Source organism: Microcoleus sp. BM001215392, from assembly GCF_036700185.1.
In the GTDB taxonomy this organism is placed as follows: Bacteria; Cyanobacteriota; Cyanobacteriia; order Cyanobacteriales; family Microcoleaceae; genus Microcoleus.
In genome coordinates this window covers 1-2,066 of sequence record NZ_JAUBOJ010000369.1, presented here as the reverse complement: position 1 = coordinate 2,066, position 2,066 = coordinate 1, and the positions used below count along the sequence as shown (strand labels likewise).

Genomic DNA, 2,066 nt, shown 5'->3' with positions numbered 1-2,066 from the left:
ACTTCTTCCTTCCATCCGTTACATCCGTTACACAATCCGCTGCCGAACTTCCTTATTCCCAATGACAGACAATCAACTCCAAAACTTCCTTGAAATAGCCACCGAAGCAGCCCTCGCCGCCGGTGCCGTACTGCAATCTTTCTGCGGTAAATTAGAAAATATTCAAGAAAAAGGTCGATCGGGCGATTTAGTCACAGAAGCCGACAAAGCCTCCGAAGCCGTCATCTTAGAAATTCTCGGCCGCCACGTACCCGAACACGCCATCCTCGCTGAAGAATCGGGCAAATTAGGAGATGCAGCTAGCAAATACCTGTGGGCGATCGACCCTTTGGACGGTACAACGAATTACGCTCACCAATATCCTTTTTACGCTGTGTCGATCGGGCTTTTGATCGACGGCCTACCACAAATCGGCGTAATTTACGACCCTTTACATAACGAATTGTTTCGGGCTGGCAAAGGATTGGGCGCAACTTGTAACCGTTCGGCGATCGCAGTTTCCCAAAGTTCAGAATTGAGAACCAGCCTGCTAGTTACTGGCTTTGCATACGACCGGCGCGAAACAGCAGACAATAACTATGCCGAATTCTGTCACCTCACCCACCTCACCCAAGGCGTGCGGCGCAGCGGTTCGGCGGCCCTTGACCTCGCACATACAGCCTGCGGGCGATTGGACGGATACTGGGAACGGGGACTCTCCCCTTGGGACGTAGCAGCAGGTGTACTCATCGTCTCTGAAGCGGGAGGTGAAGTTACAGCCTATGACGGTAGTGCCTTTGAGATGAGCTCAGGTCGAGTTTTGGCGACAAACGGCAAAATACACGCCGAGCTCAGCGGTGCATTGCTTTCTATTGGGCCCTTATCTTCCTGGTAGCGCTTCGACAGCAAGAGCTCGGGGATAGTACGGGGGTCATAACCCCTGAAGTCAGGCTACATTAAAGAATAGTCAAAAGCCAGGAAAGCGAGAGTAAAAGTTATGTCTTTTGAAATGACAAAAGGGCTGTTTAAGTACGACTTTACAGATCAGCACGCAATTTTGGGAGTTCCCTTAGACGCCGAGTTTAACGACATCCGCAAGCGCTACATGAAAATTGCCCGCCGCTTGCATTCGGATACTTGCTCTTTTGAAGACCCAGCGGATCAAGATTGGGCTAACCAATTTTTGTCAAAAGTAGTCAATCCGGCCTACAACAAATTCTCTAAGGAAAGCGATCGCAAAGAATACAACCTGCTATTAGGAACCATCAGCAAGCGCCTCGTTAAAGAACAGGGGAAAATGCAAATTGAAAGCGCAGCAGCCCGAGAGTTAGCTACGGCTAAAGATTTGGAAGAAGCTTACAAAATAGCAGTTGGTAAACTCGCTCTCAAGCAATACGAATCGGTTGCGGAAACCCAAGAGGCGATCGCTCAAATTAGCGAACTAAACATGGTTTATTTGCTCCGAAAAGAGCGCCTTGGCGGTGTGGTTGGCACCGGTGTGCGCCCAAAAGAGCCCATGGGCTGTGAGGTTGGCACTGATTCGCCCGCAACAGCCGCAAACCAAACTACCACAGCAACCACAGCCGCAGCAACCACAGCAACAAAACCATCAACCCCAGCCAGCGCAACTCCACCGCCGCCGCAGCCCAAAATCCCACCCACAAAATCGCTGCCCGATCAATCTTGTGACAGAGCCCAAGGATTTATGAACAGCAAAAATTATGCCAAAGCAACTTTGGAGTTGAGGGAAGCCCTGAAGCGCGAACCGAAACATAGCAGGGCTCACGGTTTGTTGGCAATGTGTTATCTTCAACAAAATCAAGCCACAATGGCAAAACTTGAGGTGCAAAAAGCTTTGGCATCAAATCCTGAAGAACCGACGGCTTTGGAAGTTAAGAAAAAGCTGGAACAGGCAGCAGCTTCTGGGGCAAAGGACAAGAAAAATGAGGACAAACTGGGCGCATTTTTTGGGAGTTTGTTTGGCGGGAAGAAGAAATAAAAAGTTGTCAGTTGTCAGTTGTCAGTTGTTCACTTGTCAGTTGTCAGTTGTCAGTTGTCAGTTGTCAGTTGTCAGTTGTCAGTTGTCA

General features: G+C 49.4%; 2 protein-coding genes. Both read left to right on the top strand.

Going from position 1 to position 2,066, the window contains the following annotated elements; genetic code table 11:
* Window positions 1–61: 61 nt before the first annotated feature.
* Window positions 62–874 carry an inositol monophosphatase family protein gene (locus QT974_RS27980; RefSeq protein WP_333471669.1) on the top strand — a complete coding sequence of 271 codons (813 nt, stop codon included), beginning with the start codon at window positions 62–64 and terminating at the stop codon, window positions 872–874.
* 102 nt (window positions 875–976) lie between these two features.
* A complete protein-coding gene (locus tag QT974_RS27975; RefSeq protein WP_333471664.1) occupies window positions 977–1,978 on the top strand; it encodes a J domain-containing protein in 1,002 nt (333 codons plus the stop codon).
* The last annotated feature ends 88 nt before the right edge of the window (window positions 1,979–2,066 follow it).